An 18,681-nucleotide genomic window follows, 5' to 3' on the forward strand; every position below is an offset into this window, starting at 1 on the left:
TCGTTGCTTTTGCTGCGAGTAAGCTGAGCCCTCTTGCCTTACGCGGAGCCTGAACATGACCCGATCCTTTCAACTGTTCGTCGCGACACTGTTGCTGGTCGTTGCCGGATGGGCCTGGGCCGGCAACGAGCCCGCAGGCCAGCCTTCCTCAATCGTCAAAACGGAGAAACCCATGAACATCGTCATTCTTGGTATCAGCGGTCGTGCCGGTTCGCGTCTTGGTCATGAACTGCTGCAGCGTGGCCATCAGGTCACCGGTATCGCTCGTAATGTCAGTGAAGTCCCTGCGCAGGACGGCTTGAGCCTGGCCAGGGCCGATGTGGCCGATGTCGAGCGCCTGGTACCGTTGCTCAAGGGGCATGATGCGGTGATCAGCGCGACGCGTTTCGAGGGCAGTGATGCCGCCAGCCTGGTCGGGGCGGTCAAGGCCGCGGGCGTGCCGCGTCTGCTTGTGGTCGGCGGTGCCGGTAGCCTGGAAGTGGCGCCGGGTGTCGCGCTGATAGATACCCCGCAATTCCCCGCAGCCTACAAGGCCGAGGCGGGCGCCGGGCGTGATTTCCTCAATGTGCTGCGTGAAGAGAAGGCACTGGACTGGACGTTCCTGTCGCCGTCGGCGCTCTTCGAACCAGGCCAGCGCACGGGTAGTTTCCGCATCGGCAAGGACAGCCTGCTGGTCGATGCAGACGGCAACAGCTCGATCTCCATGGAAGACTTCGCCATCGCGCTGGTCGATGAGCTGGAACAGCCACAACACTCGCGTCAGCGCTTCACCGTGGGGTATTAGAGCCATAAAAAACCGCTGCCCTGTTATCAGGTGCAGCGGTTCCTGTGTGGCGAATTGCCGGGGTTTACTGGCGCGCGCTGCGCACGCCTTCGGCCAGTTGGCTGCACAGGTTGAGCACGCCTTCGATGGCCTGCTCGTCGTTGTCGGCCTTGGCGATGTGGTCGATCAGCGCCGAGCCGACCACCACGCCGTCGGCCAGACGGGCGATGGTCGCCGCGTGTTCCGGAGTGCGGATGCCGAAGCCGATGCTGATTGGCAGGTCGGTGTGACGACGCAGGCGGGTGACGGCTTCCTGCACGTGTTCCAGGGTCGCCGAGCCGGCACCGGTGACGCCCGCCACGGACACATAGTAGACGAAACCCGAGCTGCCATTGAGTACGGTGGGCAGGCGTTTGTCGTCGGTGGTCGGGGTGGTCAGGCGGATGAAGTCGATGCCTGCGACCTGGGCCGGGTCGCACAGGTCGGCGTTATGTTCCGGTGGCAGGTCGACCACGATCAGGCCGTCGACGCCCGCCTCCTTGGCGTCGGCGATGAAGCGCTCGACGCCGTACTTGTGGATCGGGTTGAAGTAACCCATCAGCACCAGCGGCGTGGCCTGCTCCTGCTGGCGGAATTCGCGAACCATCTGCAGGGTCTTGGCCAGGTTCTGCCTGGCCGCCAGGGCGCGGATGTTGGCCAGCTGGATGGCCGGGCCGTCGGCCATCGGGTCGGTGAACGGCATGCCCAGCTCGATCACGTCGGCGCCGGCGGCCGGCAGGCCCTTGAGAATCGCCAGGGAAGCGTCGTAGTTCGGGTCGCCGGCGGTGACGAAGGTCACCAGGGCGGCGCGGTTCTGTTGTTTCAGCTCGGCGAAGCGCGTCTGCAGGCGGCTCATAGGTGTTCTTCCTGTTCGTCGTAGTGGTGCATGACGGTCTGCATGTCCTTGTCGCCGCGGCCCGAGAGGTTGACCACCATCAGGTGATCCCTGGGCAGGGTCGGGGCGCGCTTGAATACTTCGGCCAGGGCATGGGCGCTTTCCAGGGCCGGGATGATGCCTTCCAGGCGGCAGCATTGGTGGAAGGCGGCCAGCGCTTCCTTGTCGGTGATCGAGGTGTACTCGACGCGGCCGATGTCGAACAACCAGGCGTGTTCCGGGCCGATGCCGGGGTAGTCGAGGCCGGCGGAAATCGAGTGGGCGTCGATGATCTGGCCGTCGTCGTCCTGCAGCAGGAAGGTGCGGTTGCCGTGCAGCACGCCCGGTACGCCGCCGTTGAGGCTGGCTGCGTGCTGGCCGGTCTCGATGCCGTGGCCGGCGGCTTCGACGCCGATGATCCGTACCGACTCGTCGTCGAGGAACGGGTGGAACAGGCCCATGGCGTTGGAGCCGCCACCGATGCAGGCGACCAGGCTGTCCGGCAGGCGGCCTTCCTGGGCTTGCAGCTGGTCGCGGGTTTCCTTGCCGATGACGGCCTGGAAGTCGCGCACCATCGCCGGATAAGGGTGCGGCCCGGCCACGGTGCCGATGATGTAGAAGGTGCTGTCGACGTTGGTCACCCAGTCGCGCAGGGCTTCGTTCATCGCATCCTTGAGGGTGCCGGTGCCGGCGGTGACCGGGATCACCTCGGCGCCGAGCAGGCGCATGCGGAAGACGTTGGCCTGCTGCCGCTCGATGTCGGTGGTGCCCATGTAGATCACGCACTGCAGGCCGAAGCGCGCGGCGACGGTGGCGGTGGCCACGCCATGCATGCCGGCGCCGGTCTCGGCGATGATGCGTTTCTTGCCCATGCGCTTGGCCAGGAGGATCTGGCCGATGCAGTTGTTGATCTTGTGCGCGCCGGTGTGATTGAGCTCTTCGCGCTTGAGGTAGATCTTCGCGCCGCCGCAATGCTCGGTCAGGCGCTCGGCGAAGTACAGCGGGCTCGGGCGGCCGACGTAGTCGCGCTGGAAATAGGCCAGCTCCTTGGCGAATTCGGGATCTTCTTTAGCCTTTTCGTACTCGGCAGCCAGGTCGTGGATCAGCGGCATCAGCGTCTCGGCGACGTACTGACCGCCGAACGCACCGAACAGGCCGGTGGCGTCTGGGCCATTGCGTAATGAAGTCATGGGGTTCTCCTGTGAGTTCGAGGCCGGCGGCTCACCGCAAGCACATCACGGGCGTGGCCCGTGAATGGTGTGATGGAAGGAAGACTAACCCTCCATGGGCACCGAGAAAAGCGAGTAGTTTGATTTTATACGTGAGAAAAACTCACGTATTGGTGATTCTCGACCTTCTTGTCAATCCGCTTTCGGACGCACTAACTCGGAACGCACGTGCTGCGTTTGCCCGCAAAAGGTGCGCTGAAATCATGGCTCGTTGCCCTGAATGGTTCTGTTCTGGCTCCCAGGATGGCTGGCACACATCATGCTTGTGTAATTTTATTCAAGTTACTTGAATAAATATCCATAGCTTCAAGAAGAGGCCTCGCCATGAACCGTCGTGCCGTGAAAAACCTGTCACTCGCTTTGGCCACAGTGCTTGCCAGTTCCCTGGTTCAGGCCGGTGATCTGCTGCAGCGGATCACCCAGGAAAAACAGATCACCATCGCTACCGAAGCGCGCTTCGCACCGTTCGAGTCCGTGGAGAACGGCAAGATAGTCGGCTATGGCGTGGATCTGATGAATTACGTTCTGGCGGATCTGCCGGGCGTCAAGGTCAAGCAGCTGGATCTGCCTTTCCAGGGCATTCTACCGGGCCTGGATACCGGAAAGTTCGACTTCGTGGTGACCTCGGTCACCGTCAACAAGGCGCGCTTCGAACAATTCGCCTTCACCGTACCGATCGCCGAGTCCACCGTGGCGCTGCTCAAGCGTGGCAATGACGATTCGATCAGTAGCCTGAGCGATCTCAACGGCAAGGTGGTCGGCTCGCAGAGCGGTTCCGGCCAGTTACAGGTCTTGCAGGCTTATGACGAAAAGCTCAAGGCGGACGGTCAGCCCGGACTCAAGGCCATTCGTCAGTACGTCAGCTTCGACGAAGCCTACGCCGACCTCGCCCTGGGGCGTCTGGACGGCGTCGCCCAGTCGCTGTCCAACCTCGGCCCACTGATCAAGTCGCGCCCAGGTGTGTTCACCACCCTTGGCGACATGCTCGGCCCGCAGACCTACTACGGCTGGGTCGGTCGCAAGGATGACGACAGCGCCAGCCTGGTCAAGCTGTTCAGCGACGGTATCGCCCGCGCCAACCGTGACGGCACCATGAAGGCCCTGCAGGAAAAATGGTTCGGCTTCACCATGGATGTGCCGGCCGACGCCATGCCCGAGCCGAGCATCTGAGTCGCTGACCATGGATGACTTCGGTGCTCGCTTCGCACTCTACTGGCCTGCTCTGCTCGACGGCGCGCTCACCACACTGTGGCTGTGCCTGGCCGGCATGCTGCTGGGCTTCGTTCTCGGCGTGCTGATCTATCTGCTGGGCAGCAGCCGCAGCCGAGGTTGCGTGGCGTTCGCCAGGGTCTACGTGAGTTTCTTCCGTGGCACGCCGATGTTGGCGCAGTTGCTGCTGCTCTTCTATTTGCCCGCCGGGTTGGGGATGGACGTGCCGGCGCTGGTCGCCGCCTGTCTGGCATTGGCGCTGAACACCGCGGCCTACCAGTCGCAGATCCTGCGCAGCGGTTTCGCCGCCATCCCGGTCGGGCAACTGGAGGCCGCCACGGTGTTCAGCATTGGCCCTTGGCGTACGTTGCTGCATATCCAGTTGCCGCAAGTGGTGCGTCTGACCCTGCCGGCGCTGATTTCCGAGCTGATCGATGTGATCAAGGTGTCGGCGGTGGTCTCGGTGATCTCCATCACCGACCTGATGCGGGTCAGCCAGCAGCTGGTTTCGCAGACTTACCGTCCGCTCGAGGTCTATCTCGTCGCCGCGCTGTTCTATCTGGCACTGACCAGTCTGCTGGCCCTGCTCGGGCGTCAGCTGGAGCGGCGCTGGCAGGCGCGCAGTTGATGGAGAACTGGATGAACTACCTTGCCGATTTCGGCCAGGCACTGCTGGTCACCCTGGGTATCAGTTTTTCCGGCGCGGCGCTGGGTCTGCTACTGGGCTTCGCCCTCAACGCGCTGCGCCTGGCGGTTCCCGGCATCATTGGCCTGTATCGGTTGTATGTCTGGCTGGTGCGTGGCACACCGTTCCTCGCGCAACTGTTGCTGATCTACTTCGGTCTGCCCGTGCTCGGTCTGACTCTGGATGCCATCGAGGCGAGCATTCTCGCCCTGTGCCTCTACAGCGCAGCCTATTTTGCCGAGTTGCTGCGCTCGGCCTGGGCCAGTGTACCGAACGGCCAGTTGGAGGCCGCGCGGGTGCATGGCCTGAGCGGCATCCAGACCTTCTGGCACATCCAGGCGCCCCAGGCGTTGGCATTCGCCCTGCCGCTCTTGGGTAATCAGGTGATCCTGACCATCAAGGAAAGCGCGGTGGCGTCGATCATCACCGTGCCGGAGCTGACCATGACCGCCGGACAGATCGTGTCCAACACCTTTTCCTATGTCGTGCCCTACGTGCTGCTGGTGCTCTCGTACTGGCTGCTGACGCTGCTGGTCGGTTTCGCCGCCGCCGCGCTCGGCCGTCGCGCAACGCGCTACCTGCGAGGATGACCCGATGAGCAATCTTCCCCTTCTTGAACTGCGCGGCGTGGGCAAGTCCTACGGCGCCAATCGTGTGCTGCAGGGCTTCGACCTCAGTGTGCGAGCCGGCGAGATCGTCTCGCTCATCGGCCCCTCCGGCTCCGGCAAGACCACCGCCCTGCGCTGCATGAACTTCCTCGAAGCCTATGACCAGGGCGAGGTGTGGATCGATGGCCAACTGCTCGGCTACAGCGGCAGCGGACGTCGTCCGAGCGACCAGGACAGCGCCGCCAGCATCGCCGAGGTACGTCGACCGCTGTCCATGGTGTTTCAGCAATTCAACCTGTGGCCGCACATGACGGTGCTGGAGAACGTCATGGCACCTCTACTGCTGGGCAAGGGCATGAACAAATCCGAGGCGCGTACCTTGGCCGAAAACGCGCTGCAGCGGGTCGGCCTGGCAGCCAAGATGGGCGCCTATCCGGCACGTCTGTCCGGTGGCCAGCAGCAGCGCGTCGGCATCGCCCGGGCGTTGGCGGTGAAGCCACGTCTGATGCTGCTCGACGAGCCGACCTCGGCGCTCGATCCGGAGCTGGTAGAGGAGGTTCTGCAGGTGATTCGCAGCCTGGCCAACGACGGCATGACCATGGTCATGGTGACCCACGAGATGAGTTTCGCCGCACAGATATCCAGCCAGGTGGTGTTCATGGAAGCCGGACAGATCGTCGAGACCGGTGCGCCGGCGGCGATGTTCCAGGCGCCCGCCACCGACCGTCTGCGACAATTCCTCAAACCCTGGTTCAACCGCAGCCTGACGCCACGCCAGGAGGTGTGCCAATGAATGCCGAGAGGGTGATGGCGGCGGTGCGTGCCGAACGACTGCATGGCTTGCTCGATACCCTGGCCGGGTTCGGCGCGCTACAGGCCGGCGGAATGAATCGCCAGGCGCTTTCTGCAGAGGACTTCGATGCACGTGCCTGGCTGATCGGCGAGGCACAGCGCATCGGTTGCCGCGTGTGGACGGATGCTTGCGCCAACCTGTTCATCCGCCGCGACGGCCTGGAGGATCTGCCGCCGGTGATGACCGGCAGCCACATCGATACCCAGCCCAGCGGTGGTCATCTGGATGGCTGTTACGGTGTGATGGCCGGTCTGGAATGCCTGCTGGCGCTGCACGATCAGGGCCTGCGCACGCGCCGGCCGATCGAGCTGGTGGTGTGGACGAACGAGGAGGGCAGTCGTTTCAGCCCCGGCGCCATGGGCTCCAGCGCCTTCGTCGAACCGACCCGCATGGCCGCCTACCGAGACAGCCTGGATGCCGCGGGCATCAGCGTCGGCGAGGCGCTGGACGAGCATGGCCGACGTTTCGTCGGGCTACCGCTGCGCGAGAAGATTACTGCACACGCCTTCGTCGAGTTGCATATCGAACAGGGACCGGTGCTGGAACGCGCGGGTGTGCCGCTTGGCGTGGTGTCCGGCATTCAGGGCGTGCGCTGGTACCAGGTGCGCTGCCGCGGTGCCTCCGCCCATGCCGGCACCACGCCGATGGACATGCGCCAGGATGCCCTGTTGCTGGCCACCGGCTGCCTGCCAGCCATCGATGCCCTGGCCGAGCGCCTGGCCGGTGCCGACAAACGCCTGACCTTTGGGCGCTGGCAGGTGCTGCCCAACTCGATCAATACGGTGGCCGGGGAGGTGACCTTCAGCATCGACTTTCGGCATGCCGACAGTGCCGTGCTGGACGCCTTCGATGCGGCCCTGGCCGACTGCCTGCCCGGGGAGGCCGAGCTGCAGATGCTCTTCAGTCATCCGCCAGTGGCCTTCGATGCAGCTGTCGTCGAGGTGCTGCAGCAGGCTGCCGACGCTACCGGCGAAGCGTCCCTGAGCCTGCGCTCCGGAGCCTTCCACGATGCCATGTACCTGGCGACGCATTGCCCGACCGGCATGCTGTTCGTGCCCAGCCGCGACGGTATCAGCCACAACCCCAACGAATACACCGAACCTTCCCAGCTCGAAGCCGGCGCCCGTGCGCTGGCCTGGAGCCTCGTCCAACTGGCCGAACAAGCCTGACCTGTCCTTGCCCAACTAGGAGCGACCATGAACCATTCGAACCACGCCCACGATTACCCCGCCTGCTGCCAGCCTGACAACGGTGCTTCGCTGGGTATCAATGCCACCCTCCGCGAGCCACTGTCGGCCGACGGCATGCCCGAACTGGGCAAGATCTACACCGTGCCGGCGCGCTGCGGCCGCGCGGTGCGCCTCAAGGCCGGCGAAGTGATCCGCATCACCAACACCCATGGCACCCAGGTCTGCGACACCTGGCTGTTCAATGCCGAAGACCTGAGCGAATTCCTCTCCATGGAACATGCGCGTGCGCATATCGACCGGGTCATCCCCAAGCCGGGTGACGAGCTGTTCAGCAATCGTCGCCGGGCCATCGGCAAGCTGCTCACCGACACCTCGCCAGGTGTGCACGACACCCTGATCGCGGCCTGCGATCTCCATCGCTACAGCAACCTCGGCGTCGAGGGGTACCACGACAGCTGTGCCGACAACATGCGTCTGGCCCTGCAGGCCATCGGGCTGCGTGCCCGGGAAGTCCCCCAGCCGTTCAACCTGTGGATGAACATCCCGGTCAACCCGGACTACAGCATCGAGTGGTTGCCACCCGTATCCAAGGCAGGCGACTACGTGGAGATCCAGGCCGTGATGGATTGCGTGGTGGTGATGTCGGCATGCCCGCAGGACATCGTGCCGATCAACGACTTGAATCCGGTGGAAGTGCACTTCGCGGTTACTGCCTGAAGTATTCGAACGTATACGGGCTAGTTTGGTTGGTGACAGGGATTAATTCCCCGCGCACCTTAGGCGATACTGTGCGGCCAGCGGGGTAACCCGCTGCTGCACGTGGCCACCGAAACGGGTTATCCATTCATCGAGAAGCACATGCTCAAACCTAGCCATACACCGCCGCCCAAGGCCAATCACACCGATGGCTTGCCCAGCCTTGGAGTGCGTCTGCGCCACGCCCGCAAGGTCGCCGGCCTGACTCTCAAGCAGGTGGCCACGGTTGCTGGATGTTCGGAAAGTCTGATTTCCAAGCTGGAGAACGATGCCGCTTCGCCGTCGCTGGCCATGCTCCACCGTCTCGCCGGTGCATTGGGCAGCAACGTTTCCGAGCTAACGTCGGAGGAGTGGGTATCCGACGAACCGGTACTGCGCGCCGGCGAGCGCCCGGTGAAGCGCTTCGTCAAACGCAACAAGGACGGCGACATCGGCCTGGAGCGCATCACCCATTTGCAAAAGGGTGGATTGCTGCAGGGCAATATCCATATCGTGGCGCCGGGTGTGGCCAGTGATGGTCTGATCGAGCACCCTGGTGAAGAAATGGGTTACGTGCTCGCGGGCAGCATCGAACTGACCATCGGTGAGCAGTGCTATAGCCTGAAGACGGGGGATGCCTTTCACTTCCCCAGCAACCTGCCCCATGGCTATCGCAACAGCGGTTCCATCGAGGCACGCATTCTCTGGGTGAATACGCCCGTGACGTTCTGAAGGATCGTGCGGATGTGATTCATTCGGCTGGACTGTACCGTTCGATACCGGATAATCCTCGCCCTTGATGTGACGTTTACGCACAGGCCGGAGGCAGGATGAAAACAGGATGGTTGTGGATATTCCCAGGTATCGGGGCGCTCCTGCTGGTGATTGCGATCGGCATTCAGATCGCTCGCATCAGCGCTGAATCGCAGATGACGCTGACCCAGGGTTCGATCGTGGATCTCGAAGGCGGCTGCCCGACGGTGTCGTTCATGACACTGGACGGCACCCTCGGTGAGTACCACAGCAGCACCTGCAGCAACCCGCCGTCCTTCGATATTGGTGAGCGGGTTGCACTGTATTACGACCCGCAGAGCCCTGGCCGCGCGCGCATCGACAGCTTCGGTCAGAACTGGCTGGGTAGTCTGATCGTCGGTGGCATTGGCTCCGTATTCCTGTTGATCGGCCTGGCTCTCGTGCTGCCGCCGCTGTTCGGCAAGCGTCGCGCCGCCGAGTTGCTGGCCACTGGCACGCCGGTGCAGGCCGAAGTGGTGGATGTCGAACTCAACGAGTCGCTGAACATCAATGGTCGCAACCCCTACCGTATCGTCGCCCAGTGGCTGAACCCGCAGACCAACAAGCTGCATGTGTTTCGCAGCGCCAACCTGTGGTTCGATCCGGGCCCCTACATCACCGATTCTCTGGTTACGGTGATGATCGACCCGGCCAGGCCCAAGCGTTACAGCATGGACACTCGCTTCCTGCCTGAGCTGGCGGACTGATATGGCCCAGGAGCTGCCGTCATTGAATGCCCTGCATGCCTTCGAAGCGGCGGCGCGGCTGGGCAGCGTGAGCCGTGCCGCAGTCGAGCTGCACGTCACTCACGGCGCGGTGAGCCGGCAGATCCGTACCCTGGAAGAGCAGCTTGGCGTGGCACTGTTCGTCAAGGAAGGGCGTGGGCTCAGGCTGACCGAGGCCGGCATGCGCCTGCGCGATGTCAGCGGCGAGACATTCACCCGGCTGCGTCAGGTGTGTGGCGAGATCCGTCAGCGGGAAGTCGACACACCCTTCGTGCTCGGCTGCCCGGGCAGCCTGTTGGCGCGTTGGTTCATCCCGCGGCTGGATCGGCTCAATCAGGCCTTGCCCGAGCTGCAGTTGCAGCTATCCACCAGCCAGGGCGAGCTGGATCCGCGCAGCCCTCAGGTGGATGCCACCTTGTTATACGCAGAGCCGCCCTGGCCAGCGGACATGCAGGTATTCGAGCTGGCGCGTGAATCCATCGGCCCGGTGGTGAGCCCACGGCATGTTCGTTTTGCCGAGTTGAGTGAGGCTGCGCCTGGCGCTTTGCTGCGTGAAGCCCTGCTGCACACAACCTCGCGCCCCCAGGCCTGGCCGCAATGGGCGGCAGCCATGGGGCTGGAGCCGGCAGAGATGCGTTTAGGCCAGGGCTTCGAGCACCTCTATTACCTGCTCGAGGCTGCTTCGGCGGGCCTCGGCGTTGCCATCGCTCCGCTGCAACTGGTGGCCGATGATCTCGCTGCAGGGCGGCTGGCCGCGCCCTGGGGCTTCGTCGAAACCGAGGCGCGCCTGGCGCTCTGGGTGCCGGAGCGGCGTAGCGGCCGGCGCGCCGAGCAGCTTGCCCAGTGGTTGAGAACGGAGTTGCAAGCAGCGAGTTGAGCCGTGTGTCTCGCCGTGGGTTCCGCATCGTCACTGCCCCTCGGTGAAGAGGGACGAGTGACAATACGATCAGCCTGTTCGTGGCTGATCGATGCTTCGCTCAGCGGCTGGCGGCTCAGTCCACTTCGGTGAACTGGATGATTTCCACCCAGTAGCCGTCCGGATCCTTGATAAAGGCGATATTGCTCATGCGTCCGTCGGTCAGGCGTTTCTGGAAAGTCACGCCCAGATCTTCGAAGCGCTGGCAGGCCGCCTTGATATCTGGCACTGCAACGCACAGGTGGCCGAAACCGCGCGGATCGCTGTTGCCGCTGTGGTAGGAAAACTCCGGGTCCTTCTCGGTGCCGTAGTTGTAGGTCAGCTCCAGCACGCCGGGAATGGATTTGCGCCATTGGTGGCGGGCTTGCGGGTCGCTGGGGATCTGCGACTTGTCAGCGATCAGTGCCAGGAAGTACAGGCTGAATTCGGCATCGGGGAAATCCTTCTTCTCGAGCAGGGTGAAGCCGAGTACGCGGGTGTAGAAGTCCAGGGACTTTTCCAGATCCTTCACACGGATCATGGTGTGGTTGTAGACGAAATCCGCCGTGGCGACGTCAGGCTTGCCGGTTACGCCCGGCAGGGTGTTGAGTTCATCGAGGGTCATGGGGTTCTCCATCAGGCGGTGATTGGGCGAGTCGAAAAATAAGTACCTATTTAAATGGCCCCGACACGCGCGTTTTTCAAGGCAGGGCGTCATTGGCATGGCGGATGTAAGGCGTAAGTTGGCGTAGGGTGGATCGGGGCGCGTAGCTAACGCTCTTTTTGTCCACCATTGCGATTTCGGAGGTCGTAGGATGGGTGTAACCCATCGGCAATTGATGGGTTTCACCCATCCTACGGCTGTAGGGTAGGTTTTAGCCCACCGAATCGAATGGCCGCTCTCGCCTTGTATCAGACATCCAGCGTAATCAGCTCGGCCCGCAGCGCGTTGCCGTCGATATGCAGCAGGGCCACGCTGATAGGCAGCTTGAAGCGCCGCGGGCCGGCGCTGCCAGGGTTGAGATAAAGCACGCCGTCGCGCTCCTCATGCAGGGGCTTGTGCGAGTGGCCGGCGATCACCACGTCGATGCCCTGCATCCTGGGCTCAATATCCAGTTGCTTGAGATCGTGGAGTACATACAGGCTGGTCTTGCCGAAACGCAATATCAGCCGCTCGGGAATGGTGTCTGCCCAGGCGTCGTCATCGTTGTTGCCACGCACTACCGACAACGGCGCAATACCTTCGAGTTCGGCCAGGATCTGCGGCCCACCGATATCACCCGCATGGATCAAATGATCGACCCCCTGCAGTGCAGCCAACGCCTCGGGGCGCAGCAGACCGTGAGTGTCGGCGATCAGTCCAATCTTCATGGTTTCCCCTGCGTATGCGTGTAGGAGCCAGCTCGCTGGCGATCCATTCCACTGAAGCAGTGCTTCAGAGTGCAGCAAAGAAAAAGCCCGGCATTGCAGGCCGTGTGAAAACTACTGCGCTCGGTCATGCTGCGTTAAAAACCGGCTCGTGTGCGAGTCCAATCAAAATGCTCATTTACAACGCGTAAACTGCGCTTTTTCGCCAATTTTTGCCTTGCCTGACCTTCGCTCGCTACGTTTTCACACGGCCTGACTGGCCGGGCTTCCATGGTTCAGCCGTCCAGTAGCGCCTTGTTGCGTACTGCGCCCTTGTCGGCGCTGGTGGCGAGCAGGGCATAGGCCTTGAGGGCGGTGGTGACTTTGCGTGGACGCTGTTCCACCGGCTTCCAGCCCTTCTTGTCCTGCTCATGGCGGCGATGGGCGATCTCTTCATCGCTGACCAGCAGGTTGATCGAGCGGTTGGGAATGTCGATCAGCACCTTGTCGCCGTCACGCACCAGGCCGATGGCACCACCGGCGGCGGCTTCCGGCGAGGCGTGGCCGATGGACAGGCCCGAGGTGCCACCGGAGAAGCGGCCGTCGGTGAGCAGCGCGCAGGCTTTGCCCAGGCCCTTGGACTTGAGGTACGAGGTCGGGTAGAGCATTTCCTGCATGCCCGGGCCGCCTTTCGGGCCTTCGTAACGGATGATGACGATATCGCCAGCCTTCACTTCGTCGGCGAGGATACCGCGTACGGCGCTGTCCTGGCTTTCGAAGATCTTGGCGTTACCTTCGAACACGTGGATCGACTCGTCGACGCCCGCGGTTTTCACCACGCAGCCGTCGAGGGCGATGTTGCCGTATAGCACGGCCAGGCCACCCTCTTTCGAGTAGGCGTGTTCGACACTACGGATACAGCCGTTCTCACGGTCGTCGTCCAGGGTTTCCCAGCGGGTCGACTGGCTGAATGCGGTCTGGGTCGGGATGCCTGCCGGCCCGGCCTTGAAGAAGTGGTGCACGGCTTCATCGTCGGTCTGGGTGATGTCCCACTTGGCGATGGCTTCTTCCATGCTGCGGCTGTGCACGGTCGGCAGGTCGGTGTGTAATAGGCCGCCACGTGCCAGCGAACCGAGGATGCTGAAAATGCCACCGGCACGGTGCACGTCTTCCATGTGGTACTTCTGGATGTTCGGCGCGACCTTGCACAGTTGCGGCACGTGACGGGACAGACGGTCGATGTCGCGCAGGTCGAAATCGATCTCGGCTTCCTGGGCAGCGGCCAGCAGGTGCAGGATGGTGTTGGTCGAGCCGCCCATGGCGATGTCCAGCGTCATGGCGTTCTCGAAGGCCTTGAAGTTGGCGATGTTGCGCGGCAGTACCGAGTCGTCGTTCTCGCCATAGTAGCGCTTGCACAGTTCGACGATGGTGCGCCCGGCCTGCAGGAACAGCTGTTCGCGGTCGCTGTGGGTGGCCAGGGTCGAACCGTTGCCCGGCAGTGCCAGACCCAGCGCTTCAACCAGGCAGTTCATCGAGTTGGCGGTGAACATGCCGGAGCAACTGCCGCAGGTCGGGCAGGCGCTGCGCTCGTATTCGGCGACCTTCTCGTCGCTGGCCGAACTGTCGGCGGCGATGACCATGGCGTCGACCAGATCCAGGCCGTGGCTGGCGAGTTTGGTCTTGCCGGCTTCCATCGGCCCGCCGGAAACGAAGATCACCGGAACGTTCAGGCGCAGGGCGGCCATCAGCATGCCGGGGGTGATCTTGTCGCAGTTGGAGATGCAGACGATGGCGTCGGCGCAGTGGGCGTTGACCATGTACTCGACGGAGTCGGCGATGATCTCGCGGCTCGGCAGCGAATAGAGCATGCCGTCGTGGCCCATGGCGATGCCGTCGTCCACGGCGATGGTGTTGAATTCCTTGGCCACGCCGCCGGCTCGCTCGATCTCGCGGGCCACCAGTTGGCCGAGATCCTTCAGGTGCACGTGGCCGGGCACGAACTGGGTGAAGGAGTTGGCGATGGCGATGATCGGCTTCTTGAAGTCTTCGTCCTTCATCCCGGTGGCGCGCCACAGGGCGCGGGCGCCGGCCATGTTGCGGCCGTGGGTGGAGGTTTTCGAACGATAGTCAGGCATGGCGGTTTCCTGCGGCTAATCAGGTATCTGGTTATGTGCGTTGTGTGGGAGCGTCTGGCCGAGGTCGAGTAGCAGATGGCCGTCGATTCGGTGGAGCCGCGCAGGCAACGGGGTTGACGTGCGCGCGGCTGGGGCCCACAAGCCCGCCGAAGGATGGTTGGCGAGGAATGTTCACGATTCTACGCCGCTCGGCGGCGCAGGGGAAAGGGTGATGGTGCGCGGGCGGCTCCGGCGCGGTCGTGCTGAAACGTCAACAGACCCTAGGCACCGCCCGCGTACCGGTTAGGCGAGTATCGGCTGCGCCTGGCGGCGAGCGCGACGGTGCTGCAACCAGGCGACCAAGCCGAGCAGCAATAGCGCCGGGATCCACATCAGCTGCTTGGGCGGCCGCTGCGCCGGAACCTGCAGCTCGAGTATTTCCTGGTCGAATTGCAGGCCAGCGGACGCCGCCGGGCTGTTGAAGGCAACGCTGTCGATCAGCACCTTGTCGTCCTCGTCGTAGAGCACCAGGCCGAGGCTTTCCATGCGCTGTTGCGGCTCGCCCTCGGGCACGCCGAGAATGATGGTCAGGTCGCGTTGGCTACCGTCGATATCCTCGCTGCGCACCAGCAGGCGCAGTTCGGCGCCGGGCTCGGCGTCCTGCACGGCTTCGGCGAAGCGTGCCGGCGGTTCGCTGTGGAACGGCGGCTTGAGGGTGTCGAGCCAGAACTCCGGACGGAACAGGGTGAAGGACACCAGCAGCAGGAGCAGGCCTTCGTACCAGCGGTTCTTCGCCAGGAACCAGCCCTGGGTCGCCGAGGCGAACATCAGCATGGCGATGGCCGCAGTGATGAAGGTGAGGATGCCCTGGCCGAGGGTGACGCCGATCAGCAGCAGGTCGGTGTTGAAGATGAACATGAACGGCCAGACGATACTGCGCGTCTCGTACATGAACGCCTGCACACCGGTCTTGATCGGATCCTCGCGGGCAATCGCCGCGGCGGCGAAGGACGCCAGGCCCACCGGCGGCGTGGCGTCGGCCAGCAGGCCGAAGTAGAAGACGAACATGTGGATGGCGATCAGTGGCACCACCAGACCATTCTGCTGGCCGAGGGCGATAACCACCGGCGCCATCAGCGACGACACCACGATGTAGTTGGCGGTGGTGGGCAGGCCCAGGCCGAGGATCAGGCAGAACAGGCCGGTGAGGATCAGCATCAGCAGCAGGCTGCCCATCGACAGTATTTCCACCAGGTCGGCCAGCACCAGGCCGACCCCGGTCTGGGAAATGGCGCCGACCACGATACCGGCGGTGGCCGTGGCGATACCGATGCCGATCATGCTGCGCGCGCCGCTGATCAGGCCGTGGTAGAGGTCGAGCAGGCCATCCTTGAAGGTGCCGTCGACATGCTCGCTGTCCTTACGCATCCAGCTCAGCAGCGGGCGCTGGCTGACCAGGATGCAGATCAGCGTGACCACGCCCCAGAACGCCGACAACCCCGGAGACAGGCGCTCGATCATCAGGCACCAGACCAGGATCACTACCGGCAGGATGAAGTGCAGGCCCGAGAGCAGCACGGCGCGTGGCGACGGCAGCTCGGTCAGGGCGGCGTCGGGGTCTTCCACCGGCAGCGGGGCGACGCTGGCGGAGATCTTCAGCAGGCCCAGGTAGACCAGCACCGTCATGGCGGCGATGACCCAGACCGCGGCATCGCCGAGCAGCGGTTTCAGCCAGCCCAGGCCGTAGTAGACCGCCAGCGACAGGCCGCTGATCAGCGCGACGCCGAAGCAGAAGCCGATCAGGCGGCGCATGAACGGGCGGGTGTCGCGGCGCGGCAGGCCCTGCATGTTCATCTTCACCGCTTCCAGGTGCACGATCCACAGCAGGGTGATGTAGGAAATGGTCGCCGGCAGGAAGGCGTGCTTGAGCACTTCGACATAGGGAATGCCGACGTACTCGACCATCAGGAAGGCGGCCGCGCCCATCACCGGCGGCATCATCTGGCCGTTGGTCGAGGCGGCGACTTCGATGGCGCCGGCCTTGGTGCCCGGATAGCCGACCTTCTTCATCATCGGGATGGTGAAGGTGCCGGTGGTGACCACGTTGGCGATGGATGAGCCGGAGACCAGGCCGGTGAGCATCGAGCCGACCACCGAGGCCTTGGCCGGGCCGCCGCGCATGTGGCCGAGCATGGAGAAGGCCAACTGAATGAAATAGTGCCCGGCGCCGGCACGTTCGAGCAGGGCGCCGAATAGCACGAAAAGGAAGACGAAGCTGGTGGAGACCCCCAGGGCGATGCCGAACACCCCTTCGGTGCTCAGCCACTGGTGGTTGGCCAGGCCGGTGAGGCTGACGCCGCGGTGCGCCAGCAGGCCGGGAATCCAGGGGCCGGCCAGGGAGTAGCCGATGAACACCAGGGCGATGATCGCCAGCGGCGCGCCCAGGGTTCGGCGCGTCGCCTCCAGCAACAGCGGTATGCCGATCAGGGCGGTGAGCAGATCCAGGCTGGTCGGGTTGCCGGGGCGTGACGACAGTTCGCGGTAGAACACGCACAGGTACAGCACCGAGGCGCAGACCATCAGTGCCAGCAGCATGTCCACGATGGGCACATGGCGGCGCGGCGAGCGCTTGAACGCCGGGTAGGCGAGAAAGGCCAGAGCCAGGGCGAACGCCAGGTGGATGGTGCGGCTTTCCGTGTCGTTGAGGATGCCGAAGCCGAAGATGAACGGCAGGGGCGAGGCGATCCACAGTTGGAACAGCGACCAGGCCAGGGCCAGACCGGCGATCAGGCCGGCCATGGCGCCGGCGGGATTACGTGCGCCGGTTTCCTGGGCTGCCAGTTCCTCGGCAGTCATGGTTGGCGGATTGCTCATGGACTCGATTCCAGGCTGCGTGACGAAAACTGCCGGGCATCAGGCGATGACCGGCAGCGAGTGTGACTCCGAGGCAGGTATGACGGAGCGTAGAACGTGTTCACGATTTAGCGAGCTAGAGCCATGCAAGGGCTAGGCGCCCCCCGAAAAAACAGGCGAGGACAGCTGTAAATGAGCAGTACTCGCTTCGCTCGCCCCTTCGGGGCCGCACTGAAGTGCGTTGGCCGCAAGCGGCCTACCGAGCCTGTTTTTAACGCTGCAGGGCCGACGCGCAGCAGATCGTGAGCAGGTTCTTACAGCCAGCCGCGTTCCTTGTAATAGCGCTCCGCGCCTTCATGCAGCGGTGCCGACATGCCGGTGCTGATCATTTCCTCTTCGGTGAGGTTCTCGAAGGCCGGGTGCAGGCGCTTGAAGCGGTCGAAGTTCTCGAACACCGACTTGACCAGCAGGTACACGGTATCGGCGCTGGTTTTGGTCGAGGTGGTCAGCAGCGCCTTGCCGCCAATCGAGGGGATCGGCTGATCCACGCCCTTGTAGATGCCAGCCGGGATCTCGGTTTTGATGTAGTAGGTCTTCTCTTCGAGGAATTTGTCGATGTCCGGACCATCGACCGCAATCAGTTTGGACGCCACCACGCTCAGGCCTTCCTGGATCGCGCCGCTGGGGTGGCCGACCACGTAGGTCATGGCGTCGAGGTTGTTGTCGGCCAGCGCCGAGGCCATTTCCGCGGGCTTGAGTTCGGCGGCCAGGGCGAAGGAGCTGTTCTTCCAGCCTTTGGCCTGCATGATCTCCTCGAAGGTGTCACGGCTGCCGGAGCCCGGTACGCCGATGTTCACGCGCTTGCCGGCCAGGTCGTCGAAGTTGGCGATCCTGGCGCTGTCGCGGGCGACGATGGTCAGCACTTCGGTCTGCATGGAGAACACCGCGCGCAGGTCTTCCATGGCGCCTTGTTTCTCGAACGGCGGCAGGCCTTTGTAGGCCTTGAACTGGTGGTCGGCCTGGGTGAAGCCGAAGTTGAATTCACCGCTGCGCAGGGCGTTGATGTTGAACACGCTGGCGGCGGTGGAGGGGGCGTTGCACTTGATGCCCTGTTCAGCACCGGTGCGGTTCATGAAGCGACAGATCGACTGGCCCGCCACGTAGTAGACGCCGGTCTGGCCGCCCGTGCCGATGGTGACGAAGCGCTCCTGAGCCTGTACGGAGAGGCTGGCGCAAGACAAGACCGTGGCGGCCGCGAAAGCGCTGAGGGCGCAGGGTAGGGAACGTATCTTCATGGTGCTTTCCTTATTGTACGAGGCCGCTGTTCGGCACCGATGGGGAGCAAGGATCCGAGATCCGCCGGGTAGGGCGGTTACCGGTTATGGCCTTTCCTGTCTGGATCAGCTACGAACTGCGGCGATGACCATTATTTCAACCAGCACATCCGGCGATGCCAGCGGTGCCTGCGTGGTTGCGCGCGCTGGGGCACAATTTTGCGGCAACCAGGCCTCCCATACGGCGTTCATTTTCGTGAAATCCGTTTCAATATCTTTCAACCAGATCTGTGCGCTGAGCAGATGGCTGTTGTCGCTACCGGCCTGCTGCAGCAGTGCATCGATCTTGGCGAGCACCTCGGCGGTCTGCCCGGAGCAGTCCAGGCTGCGATCGGTCGGCACCTGACCGGCAAGGAAAATCAGCCCGCCGTGGACGACGGCGCCGCTCATGCGGGCGTTGCTGGCGATACGTTGAATGCTCATGACAGTAATCCTT

The 18,681-nt window shown here is 63.4% G+C and carries 18 protein-coding genes; 10 read left to right on the top strand and 8 right to left on the bottom strand.

The genetic code is table 11. The features are described from left to right. Positions 1–172: 172 nt before the first annotated feature. Entirely contained in the window at positions 173–784 is a 612-nt protein-coding gene (locus tag DNK06_RS18200; RefSeq protein WP_131181478.1) for an NAD(P)-dependent oxidoreductase, read from the top strand. A 64-nt stretch (positions 785–848) separates the two neighbouring features. Here DNK06_RS18200 and trpA read toward each other — a convergent pair whose 3' ends face one another. Both trpA and trpB read right to left on the bottom strand, forming a co-directional pair. Next, positions 849–1,658 (bottom strand): tryptophan synthase subunit alpha, encoded by an 810-nt coding sequence (gene trpA / locus DNK06_RS18205; RefSeq protein WP_131181414.1) that lies wholly within the window; start codon positions 1,656–1,658, stop codon positions 849–851. Next, a complete protein-coding gene (gene trpB / locus DNK06_RS18210) occupies positions 1,655–2,866 on the bottom strand; it encodes a tryptophan synthase subunit beta (protein ID WP_131181415.1) in 1,212 nt (403 codons plus the stop codon). The genes trpA and trpB overlap by 4 nt, the downstream gene beginning before the upstream one ends. Positions 2,867–3,229: 363 nt before the next feature. On the opposite strand from trpB, the gene DNK06_RS18215 reads away from it, so the two are divergent. The 9 genes from DNK06_RS18215 (at position 3,230) to DNK06_RS18255 (ending at position 10,579) form a co-directional block, all read left to right on the top strand. After that, a complete protein-coding gene (locus DNK06_RS18215) occupies positions 3,230–4,075 on the top strand; it encodes a transporter substrate-binding domain-containing protein (protein WP_131181416.1) in 846 nt (281 codons plus the stop codon). Between the two features lie 10 nt (positions 4,076–4,085). Beyond that, positions 4,086–4,742: an amino acid ABC transporter permease gene (locus tag DNK06_RS18220; protein ID WP_131181417.1), complete on the top strand. Its 657-nt coding sequence runs from the start codon at positions 4,086–4,088 to the stop codon at positions 4,740–4,742. A gap of 11 nt (positions 4,743–4,753) precedes the next feature. Beyond that, positions 4,754–5,389 (top strand): amino acid ABC transporter permease, encoded by a 636-nt coding sequence (locus DNK06_RS18225; protein WP_242674713.1) that lies wholly within the window; start codon positions 4,754–4,756, stop codon positions 5,387–5,389. A gap of 4 nt (positions 5,390–5,393) precedes the next feature. Then, positions 5,394–6,200 carry an amino acid ABC transporter ATP-binding protein gene (locus DNK06_RS18230; RefSeq protein ID WP_131181419.1) on the top strand — a complete coding sequence of 269 codons (807 nt, stop codon included), beginning with the start codon at positions 5,394–5,396 and terminating at the stop codon, positions 6,198–6,200. Continuing rightward, positions 6,197–7,429 (top strand): M20 family metallo-hydrolase, encoded by a 1,233-nt coding sequence (locus DNK06_RS18235; protein ID WP_131181420.1) that lies wholly within the window; start codon positions 6,197–6,199, stop codon positions 7,427–7,429. Before DNK06_RS18230 ends, DNK06_RS18235 begins: the two co-directional genes overlap by 4 nt. Before the next feature lie 27 nt (positions 7,430–7,456). Then, positions 7,457–8,167 (top strand): DUF1989 domain-containing protein, encoded by a 711-nt coding sequence (locus DNK06_RS18240; RefSeq protein WP_165493667.1) that lies wholly within the window; start codon positions 7,457–7,459, stop codon positions 8,165–8,167. 141 nt (positions 8,168–8,308) lie between these two features. Further along, the gene (locus DNK06_RS18245; protein ID WP_131181421.1) at positions 8,309–8,917 is read left to right on the top strand and encodes a cupin domain-containing protein; all 609 of its coding nucleotides are present in this window, start codon (positions 8,309–8,311) and stop codon (positions 8,915–8,917) included. A gap of 98 nt (positions 8,918–9,015) precedes the next feature. Further along, entirely contained in the window at positions 9,016–9,684 is a 669-nt protein-coding gene (locus DNK06_RS18250) for a DUF3592 domain-containing protein (RefSeq protein ID WP_131181422.1), read from the top strand. Position 9,685: 1 nt separating this feature from the next. Next, entirely contained in the window at positions 9,686–10,579 is an 894-nt protein-coding gene (locus DNK06_RS18255; protein WP_131181423.1) for a LysR family transcriptional regulator, read from the top strand. A gap of 115 nt (positions 10,580–10,694) precedes the next feature. On the opposite strand, the gene gloA is transcribed toward DNK06_RS18255, so the two are convergent. The 6 genes from gloA to DNK06_RS18285 form a co-directional block, all read right to left on the bottom strand. Next, positions 10,695–11,222, bottom strand: coding sequence for a lactoylglutathione lyase (gene gloA / locus DNK06_RS18260; RefSeq protein ID WP_131181424.1), 528 nt, complete (start codon positions 11,220–11,222; stop codon positions 10,695–10,697). Positions 11,223–11,509: 287 nt separating this feature from the next. Then, positions 11,510–11,968, bottom strand: coding sequence for a metallophosphoesterase family protein (locus DNK06_RS18265; RefSeq protein ID WP_131181425.1), 459 nt, complete (start codon positions 11,966–11,968; stop codon positions 11,510–11,512). A 272-nt stretch (positions 11,969–12,240) separates the two neighbouring features. Next, complete coding sequence (gene ilvD, locus DNK06_RS18270) at positions 12,241–14,079, bottom strand: dihydroxy-acid dehydratase (protein ID WP_131181426.1); 1,839 nt, start codon at positions 14,077–14,079, stop codon at positions 12,241–12,243. A 282-nt stretch (positions 14,080–14,361) separates the two neighbouring features. Beyond that, a complete protein-coding gene (locus tag DNK06_RS18275; protein WP_242674714.1) occupies positions 14,362–16,932 on the bottom strand; it encodes a TRAP transporter permease in 2,571 nt (856 codons plus the stop codon). A gap of 293 nt (positions 16,933–17,225) precedes the next feature. Beyond that, on the bottom strand, positions 17,226–18,206 hold the full coding sequence (locus DNK06_RS18280; protein WP_131181427.1) for a TAXI family TRAP transporter solute-binding subunit: 981 nt from the start codon (positions 18,204–18,206) through the stop codon (positions 17,226–17,228). Between the two features lie 105 nt (positions 18,207–18,311). Continuing rightward, positions 18,312–18,668 carry a RidA family protein gene (locus tag DNK06_RS18285; protein ID WP_131181428.1) on the bottom strand — a complete coding sequence of 119 codons (357 nt, stop codon included), beginning with the start codon at positions 18,666–18,668 and terminating at the stop codon, positions 18,312–18,314. Between the last annotated feature and the right edge of the window lie 13 nt (positions 18,669–18,681).

This window comes from Phytopseudomonas daroniae (genome assembly GCF_004327285.1).
Taxonomy (GTDB): Bacteria; Pseudomonadota; Gammaproteobacteria; order Pseudomonadales; family Pseudomonadaceae; genus Aquipseudomonas; species Aquipseudomonas daroniae.